General features: G+C 67.3%; 10 protein-coding genes. All 10 read right to left on the minus strand.

Annotation, left to right across the window (positions count from 1 at the left end; all coding sequences use genetic code 11):
• Positions 1-111: 111 nt before the first annotated feature.
• The 10 genes from VFR64_09595 to VFR64_09640 all read right to left on the minus strand — a co-directional run bounded on the left by VFR64_09595 (position 112) and on the right by VFR64_09640 (position 7,023).
• The gene (locus VFR64_09595; GenBank protein ID HET9489989.1) at positions 112-627 is read right to left on the minus strand and encodes a TAXI family TRAP transporter solute-binding subunit; all 516 of its coding nucleotides are present in this window, start codon (positions 625-627) and stop codon (positions 112-114) included.
• Entirely contained in the window at positions 554-1,867 is a 1,314-nt protein-coding gene (locus VFR64_09600; GenBank protein HET9489990.1) for an ATP-binding protein, read from the minus strand. The genes VFR64_09595 and VFR64_09600 overlap by 74 nt, the downstream gene beginning before the upstream one ends.
• Before the next feature lie 15 nt (positions 1,868-1,882).
• The gene (locus tag VFR64_09605; protein ID HET9489991.1) at positions 1,883-3,412 is read right to left on the minus strand and encodes an ATPase domain-containing protein; all 1,530 of its coding nucleotides are present in this window, start codon (positions 3,410-3,412) and stop codon (positions 1,883-1,885) included.
• Positions 3,409-3,873 (minus strand): hypothetical protein, encoded by a 465-nt coding sequence (locus VFR64_09610; GenBank protein HET9489992.1) that lies wholly within the window; start codon positions 3,871-3,873, stop codon positions 3,409-3,411. Before VFR64_09610 ends, VFR64_09605 begins: the two co-directional genes overlap by 4 nt.
• Positions 3,874-4,205: 332 nt before the next feature.
• Positions 4,206-4,415 carry a hypothetical protein gene (locus VFR64_09615; GenBank protein HET9489993.1) on the minus strand — a complete coding sequence of 70 codons (210 nt, stop codon included), beginning with the start codon at positions 4,413-4,415 and terminating at the stop codon, positions 4,206-4,208.
• 119 nt (positions 4,416-4,534) lie between these two features.
• On the minus strand, positions 4,535-5,149 hold the full coding sequence (locus VFR64_09620; protein ID HET9489994.1) for a YhjD/YihY/BrkB family envelope integrity protein: 615 nt from the start codon (positions 5,147-5,149) through the stop codon (positions 4,535-4,537).
• 116 nt (positions 5,150-5,265) lie between these two features.
• Positions 5,266-5,454 (minus strand): Thivi_2564 family membrane protein, encoded by a 189-nt coding sequence (locus tag VFR64_09625; GenBank protein HET9489995.1) that lies wholly within the window; start codon positions 5,452-5,454, stop codon positions 5,266-5,268.
• Positions 5,455-5,535: 81 nt separating this feature from the next.
• Positions 5,536-5,808 carry a hypothetical protein gene (locus VFR64_09630; protein ID HET9489996.1) on the minus strand — a complete coding sequence of 91 codons (273 nt, stop codon included), beginning with the start codon at positions 5,806-5,808 and terminating at the stop codon, positions 5,536-5,538.
• Positions 5,809-5,823: 15 nt separating this feature from the next.
• Positions 5,824-6,141, minus strand: coding sequence for a response regulator (locus VFR64_09635; protein ID HET9489997.1), 318 nt, complete (start codon positions 6,139-6,141; stop codon positions 5,824-5,826).
• Positions 6,142-6,768: 627 nt separating this feature from the next.
• Positions 6,769-7,023, minus strand: a complete 255-nt coding sequence (locus VFR64_09640; GenBank protein HET9489998.1) for a hypothetical protein — start codon at positions 7,021-7,023, stop codon at positions 6,769-6,771.
• Positions 7,024-7,205 lie beyond the last annotated feature (182 nt).

The raw sequence follows: 7,205 nt of genomic DNA on the forward strand, positions 1-7,205 counted from the left end.
TCCCTGATCGGCCGGCCGGGAGCGAGGGCCATCGAGGCCATGATCGTGAGCGCCCGCGAGGAGGGAGCCGGCGTGACCGTCGTCGCGGTGATCACGCTCGTGTTCGGTGAATCAGGCGTTCGGATGGCCGACCGAATAGACGATGACGTCAAGCTCCTTGACGCAAAAGGCGCGGTGCTGCTCGGCGGCCGGGAGTTCGCGCACGTCGACGAAATCGCTTCGCCTGAGGCCGAGGATGGCCACCACGCGGTCGATATTTGCCCGTTGCCGCGATCCGGGATTCCCGATGTTGATGCGTGTACCACGGACCTTCGCCACCGTGCGGATTCCCAATTCCCTTCCGGGCCAGCATCTCGTCAGGGCCGGCGAACAGGGTGCGCAGTTGTGCTTCTCATCGTCGCTCTTTCTCTGTTCTTCGCGTACCTCTTGTTTCCCTTCGTCCAGGCTCGCGCAACGGTGGGTGATAGAGAGCCGAGACCATTGGCGATCGTAGTCGTGGACCTGGTGCCCCAATCTGGGCCCCGAGCGGCATGGCTGGTGCTGGCGTGCCTGATTACCGGCTGCCGGATCGCGCCAACGAGGCGACCATGGCCACGAGCTCGTCCGGCTCCACCGGCTTTCGGGCATGCATCTGAAATCCGGCGGCCCGCAGGCGAGCGGAGTCCTCGGACGTGACGTAGCCAGTGAGCGCGATGGCTGGCAGGTAGCCGCCGTTCCCCTCCCGCGCTCGGACGTGGCGAATGAGCGTATAGCCGTCTTCGTCGGGCATCCCGATATCGCTGACCAGCACGTCCGGTCGGAAGTCATCCAACGCGCGCAGCGCTCCACGCACCGACCCGGAGGCCTCCACCTTGGCGCCGGCCATCTCGAGGATGAGGCGGAGGACGTCCCGCGCATCGGCATCGTCCTCGACGAGAAGGACCTTGATGTTGTCGAGCCGGGCCGGCGCGGCGGCGGGCGTGTCGGCGCCCCCAACCCGTTCGAGCTGGTCCAGTTCACGAGGGGAAAGAACCGGAAGCCGAACCGTGAACGTGGCTCCCTCCCCCACGCCCGGGCTGTGGGCGTGAACGCTACCGCCGTGCCCTTCGACAAGCGCCTTGACGATGGCGAGCCCGAGACCGATCCCGCCCTGCCGTGTGCTCACCATCTTCGCCTGGCTGAACCGCTCGAAGAGATGCGGCAGGAACTCCGGGGCGATGCCCTGACCGGTATCGGCGACCTGAATCTCCACCTGCGAACCGGCCGAGGTGAGCCGAACCTCGATGCGCCCACCCCGAGGCGTGAACTTCACGGCGTTCGAGAGAAGGTTCTCGACGACCTGCGTCAGACGGAGCGAGTCACCTGCGACCGGCTCGGGGACGGCGTGATCGATGAAGATCACGTTGATGGCCCTGGCGTCAGCCGCCAGGCGAAGCGCATCCAGTGCCTCTTGAACCACCGCGCTGAGGTCGACGGGCTGACGGTCGAGACGAATGCTGCCACCGATGATCCGGGACACGTCGAGCAGGTCGTCGATGATTCGCGCCGCTGCCCTGGCGTTGCGTTCGATGACGTGGATCGCGTGCATCGCCTGGGCTGGGTCGAGCTGCCCGCGGTCGAGCAGATGCGCACAACCGAGGAGGGCGCTCAGCGGCGTCCGGAGCTCGTGGGAGACCATGGCGAGGAACTCGTCCTTCAACCGGTTCGCGGTCTCGGCGTCAGCCCGGGCGCGGTCCGCCGCATCCGCCAGGGTCTGATTCTGCATCGAGCTGACGACCAGCTGCTCGTTCGCGTCTCGAAGCTGGTCCAGCAACGACTGCTGATCAGGCTGCGTGGCGGGCGTTTCGCGCTTCGGATCGTCGCCCGGCCGTTCCGCGTGGGGAGTCATGCCACCCTTCTACGATTACTGGCGGCGATCACGTCGGGTCGGGCCTCGCGGGTGCGCCTCGGGGGAGCTCCAGGGATCGGCGGTCAGAAGCCCGTGATGGTACCCGCGGATCGGGTCACCGACGGTGATGCCCCTCGAGTTCACCTCGTAGAAACGCAGGTCCGCGCTGTGATCGCTGCCGCGGACCTTCACGACCGTCATCACCCGCTTCAGCGCCCCGTCCAGCTCCACGTAGCGCTGCAGGATGAGCGCGTCCGTGAGGAACGCATTCTCGCGAGGACCGAGGCGGAGCTCGGTGTAGCCATCCTCGATCTCGATCGTCATCATCACCGTGACGCCGAGGCCGGTCAAGACGCCCACCAGGCGGTAGAGCGACTCCCGAAAATCTTCACGGAACCCGGGCGAGACGGCCGTCTCGAAGCCGGAGAGCGAGTCGATCGCGACGCGCTGGGCCTGGGTGCGTGCGATCGTCTCGCGCAGCTCGTACAGCGTCTCATCGACGGACAGGTCGAGCGGGCGAAGGTAGACCATGGTGATCTGGCCGTCGTGGATCATCCGGCCGAGAGTATCGCCCAGCGCCGTGGTCCGCAGGTAGCCGGCGGGGTGCTTCTCGAAGACGGCGATCACGCCGCGCTCCCCGCGCCTCACCCCCTCGACGACGAACTGACCGGCCAGCACGGTCTTGCCCGAACCGGAGGGGCCGGCGACCATCGCCGAATAGCCCCGGGGGACGCCGCCGCCCAGCATCTCGTCGAGGCCGCGGACGCCCGTCGAGAGGCGCCCCTGGACAGGCGCGACGGCCTGTGACGCATCCGCCTGAGCCGGATCCGCCTCCGGCTTGGGAAGCCGGGGGAACACCTTGAGGCCATCCGGCGTGATCCGAAACGTGTGGAGACCAGGCAGGTCACCCTGCCCGCGCAACTTGACGACTCTGATCTTCCGCACGACGGAGTTCCGCTCGATCGTCTGCTTCAGGACGATGAGGCTGTCGGCCACGGTGAAGACCGGATGGTCACCCTCCGCGTCAGGAAACTCGCCGACGAGGAAGGTCGTCGCCTCCCAGGTGGTGAGGTGAAGCGCCAGCCTCTGGACGAAGTCCTGCACGTCCAGCGCGCTCAGCTCGGCTTCATTCCCCACCCGCAGCACCGAGCGAAAGGAGTCCACGATGACGAAGCCGGGGGTCACGGCTTCGACCTGACGCACGATGCTGTCGAGGACTGCCGGGAGGCCCCGTGGTACCTCCCCGCTCAGCGAGCTGAAGCGGATCATGCCGTTCACCTTCGCCGGATCGAAGAAGCTGTACTGCTGCTGGTACCGGAGCATCTTGAGGGGCGGCTCGCCGACGATCGTGAAGTAGAGGCCCGGGCGATCGCCCGTCGCGTTGGCAAACATGATCTGGTGGGCCAGGGTCGTCTTGCCGCACCCGGGGCCGCCGACGATGAGGTTGAAGGACAGCTCCGGGAGGCCTCCCCCCAGCACGTCGTCCAGCCCCGGAACCCCGGTTGCGAGTCGCCGGATCGAGACTGCTTCGCGGCCATCTGTCATTCCTCAGTCTCCTGGCGGTGGGTTCGGGGTAGGAGAGTGTCGGGCCAGCTCTGCTGGAGCAGGCTCCACGTGAGCCTGGCGCCGATGACGTTCGCCAGCAAGCCCAGGAAGGTGGCGAAGAGTGTCACCGAGATCTCCCGGATCACGTCGGGCTCGTGCTCCTGCAGAGCGGCGCGAAGCGGCTCGGCCAGGCTGTCGCAGCGCTCACCGAGGACGATCCGCTCGTCGAGAAAGGCGAACTCCGATTTTCCGAGTTTCACCGCCCGGAGAAGGATCGCCTGGACGCCGGCGAGACCGATGACGTCGGCGAGCCGCTGACACAGCGAGTCCAGGAGGCGCCCCGCCGCCGCCGCCAGAGTCTCGGGGGTCGCCGGCGCTCCGCTCGTTTCGAGGGCGAGCAACTGCGTCACGGCGCGACGCAGGCGCGGAGTCGCGTACCGCGTGTCCGAGGCTTTTCCCACGCCGTGCCTCCACCTCGTCTTCCCGTGTCCTGCGTGAACGCTCGCAGCCTGCCACCGCACCGTGCGTCAGGGCGACCTCACGTTCAGGAACCAAAGGAGTGTGAGATCACGCGGCCGTCGCCCGAGGTCTCATCCGTCGCCCACGGGCCGATGCCATCCTATCCAGTTCCTGCACGGCGCGAGCCGTGCACGCGACGTGCCACAAGCGAGTGCCCTCAAGAATCGAGATGATAGCGCAAGACCGTCCGTGTTCGTGCACCATCCGCTCCCCACCCTGGGGCGACCGGTCCCCGCTCGAGACGATGACCTGGGAAGCGCGAAAGGACCGGGCGTCACATCATGCCGAAATGTCGCAACGCCTCTTCGATCGCCTCACGCTTTTCGGGCGGGCACGGCTCGACGTCACGACCGCGACGGGCCCGGCTCGCCCCCCGCAGCGTCGGGATGCCGTGAACCTCCTTGACGTGGACGATCCACCCCATCCTCGGGATGAAGCCGTGGTGATGCTGCACGAACTTCTGGATCTCGGCATCCGTGGCCATGTGCCCTCCACAACCGTCCCCCTGAATGCATGCCCTGGTTGCGGGCCCTCCCGAACGGGTTGGGCCAGGGCTCCGCCATCCATACTGTCGCGCGCGTTGGTGTCCGGCGCGGCTGCGGTCTATCTCGGCGATGACCTCGCGCCGAAGAGCAAGATAACGGCGCCGGCCTCCAGGGGGAGCAGCACGACGATGACAGCGGCCATCGCCCCGTAGATCACGTTGACCATCGATAGCTTGGCGAAGTACCACACCGTGGCGCGTCGGGTCACCTCCCAGAGCACGGTCGCGGTGACGCCCCCGGCCAGGGCGTGCCCGAAGCGAATCTGCCCCACCGGCAGCACCATGTAGAAAGCGGTCGGGAGCAGGGCCAGCCCCACGACGCCAAGCAGGTGGAGCACGGCGCCGGACAGACCCGCCGGGGGCCACGCATGCCCGAAGACATGCACCGCACGCACCGCGTGGAGCGCGCTGCTGATCACCGTGATCAGCAGGAGGCCCACGCCGATGAGCATCATGGAGAGATACGGGAGCAGTACCGACACGAGGCAGCGCCGGTGCTGCGTCGAGCTGAAGAAGACGAGCGCCACCAGCCCGACGATTCCGACCACCTCGCGGTGGGCCAGGAAGCTGGCGACCTGCTCGGTCACGGCGGCAGGCGGCACGATCGCCAGCAGCGTGTAGTAAGCGACCGCGCCGGCCCGCAGAAATCCCTGGCTTCGCTGGAAGCCGGACACGACCCGCCACCGAAGGCGAGCAGCGACCCTTCAATGGCGGGCCGTCTCGACGGCCGGTGTCCGTGGCATCCCGACTCACAGCGAATCTGCCGAGGGGCACACCACGCCGACGTGCGCTACCGAATGCGTATGTCGCGCAGCGAGCCCAGGACACCGAACGCCTGCAGCAGCCAGACGACGACCACGATGACGACCACGACGTTGATGATCGTCTTGATCTTCGAATCCATCGGCACGTAGTTGTTGAGCAGCCAGAGCAGAATCCCGACGACCACCAGCGTGAGGATGAGGCCGATCAGGCTCATGTCCGCTCCTCTCTCTTCAGACGCCAGCACCATGCCGCCGGCAAGGGCCAGGCCGCCGCCGGATCGGCGGCCAGAGAAGGCTTATACGGGGCGAATCGCGTCCTGCCCCGCCCGGAGAGCCTCGCTGACGTGCTCCTTCGTGTCCTGCAGGAAGTCGTCAACCCGATGCAAGGCAGCTCCGCCGCGGTCCAGCACCTTGCCGGTCGTCTCCTCGACCGCCCGGACGCCCTCCGCCGCCTTCAGGCGTACCCCGCGCGTCCTTTCCTGCACGTACGCCTCGATCTGCCGTCCCCACAGCCACACGACGGCGGCCCCCAGGCCGGCTCCCAGCACAAAGGCTCCACTGGTACGCATCATAGTCCTCCTCGGTCACTTGACCCGCATCTCGTTCTTGACGGACTTCACGCCCGCGATCCCGCCGGCGACCCCGCCTGAGACCTGACGAAGCCGCTCAGCTGAACCACGCCCTTGAACGTCGCGCGGCGTGAGCGCCCGGACACGCGCCTGGATTTCGGCGGTGCGAGCTTCGGCGGCCAGATCCCGCGCGTCCTTGGTCACTGCCCGCTCGATCGCGCCAAGCAGGGCGTTGCCGGCGAACGGCTTGGTCAGGAAGCCGACGGCGCCGCTTTTCATGGCCGTCACGCTCATCGCCACATCACCGTGGCCGGTGATGAAGACGACGGGAATGCGGACGTTTCTGACCCTCGGTGTGTATCGAGTCGACCATGTGCGCCAACCTCAAAGCAGAGTGATCGGCAGCTCGACGGGAGTGCATCAACGATGCCGCGCGGGCCTGGCAAAATACTCGGAAACTTAGAGTCGACAGCGCCCTATCGAACATGGGGTCGGCGTGCCTCACGTGGGACACGTGGGCCCCAGTGCCCTGAGGCATTCGTGCCGTCTCCCACGTACCTGCGTAGGAACCGGGTGATTCGACGGTGTTCGCTCCGCGCGCCGAGCGAAAAAGACTTCTGGAGTCCGCAGGAATCGGAATCATCGCGTTGCCGCCCGACCCTCCGCCTTCCCGGCCGCACTGGACGGGACACCGCCTACCTTCACGCGTCGCATTACTTCGACCCGCCGCAGGGTGATGCGCGGCACGGGCGGGATCTTCTGGAGGACGAGCGCTGTCTCGGCTGGCACTCGATCTCGGACTGCTGCCGGCGACGACGCTGCTTAGTCTCGCAATCTGAGGCTCCCGAGGAGATGATCGAGGTTGCGCGGCGCGCGGCCCGGGAGCGCGGCCGGCCCGAGCTACGCGCCGTGTCCGTGTCGCACGATCGACTGTGGACGGGACGGCTCTGATGATCTCCATCAGCGGGAGTCGCGCCTCGCCTGCTGGCGCCGGCCTCGTGCGCTGATGTGAGCCTGGATCACCTGCCCGCGCGTCGTCTGGAACTGGCGCCTGGCAACCTTCTCCACCGAGGCCTGCCCGATCGCCTGCCGCTGCGCGCGTCGCCCGGCGGCGTCGGCCGCAGCCGCCGCCTCCCACGTCGCCGCGGTGACGCGTGATGGCGCCTTCTTGGTCTTCGATGTCGTACTCCCGGGCTCGGCCTTCCTGTTTTTCATGGCGACGATTCTACGTGCTTCGTCGCCGGCGCGATATGCCCCGTGCCCCCTCGAGGGATCCTGGCGCTCTCGGGTACGCTTAGCGGTATGGATGAGGCGTGGCGGGTGCTCCGGGACACCATCAGCGACTGGTACCAGGACCGGGCGCAGCGGCTCGGCGCCGCGCTGGCGTTCTACACGTT

It is taken from the genome of Candidatus Methylomirabilota bacterium (genome assembly GCA_035709005.1).
Lineage (GTDB): Bacteria > Methylomirabilota > Methylomirabilia > Rokubacteriales > CSP1-6 > 40CM-4-69-5.

What these genes read in the sequence shown, in the direction of transcription:
- VFR64_09595 (HET9489989.1), bottom strand. Translation starts at nt 627, where the DNA reads ATGCCCGAAAGCCGGTGGAGCCGGACGAGCTCGTGGCCATGGTCGCCT.
- VFR64_09600 (HET9489990.1), bottom strand. Translation starts at nt 1,867, where the DNA reads ATGACTCCCCACGCGGAACGGCCGGGCGACGATCCGAAGCGCGAAACG.
- VFR64_09605 (HET9489991.1), bottom strand. Translation starts at nt 3,412, where the DNA reads ATGACAGATGGCCGCGAAGCAGTCTCGATCCGGCGACTCGCAACCGGG.
- VFR64_09615 (HET9489993.1), bottom strand. Translation starts at nt 4,415, where the DNA reads ATGGCCACGGATGCCGAGATCCAGAAGTTCGTGCAGCATCACCACGGC.
- VFR64_09625 (HET9489995.1), bottom strand. Translation starts at nt 5,454, where the DNA reads ATGAGCCTGATCGGCCTCATCCTCACGCTGGTGGTCGTCGGGATTCTG.
- VFR64_09630 (HET9489996.1), bottom strand. Translation starts at nt 5,808, where the DNA reads ATGCGTACCAGTGGAGCCTTTGTGCTGGGAGCCGGCCTGGGGGCCGCC.
- VFR64_09640 (HET9489998.1), bottom strand. Translation starts at nt 7,023, where the DNA reads ATGAAAAACAGGAAGGCCGAGCCCGGGAGTACGACATCGAAGACCAAG.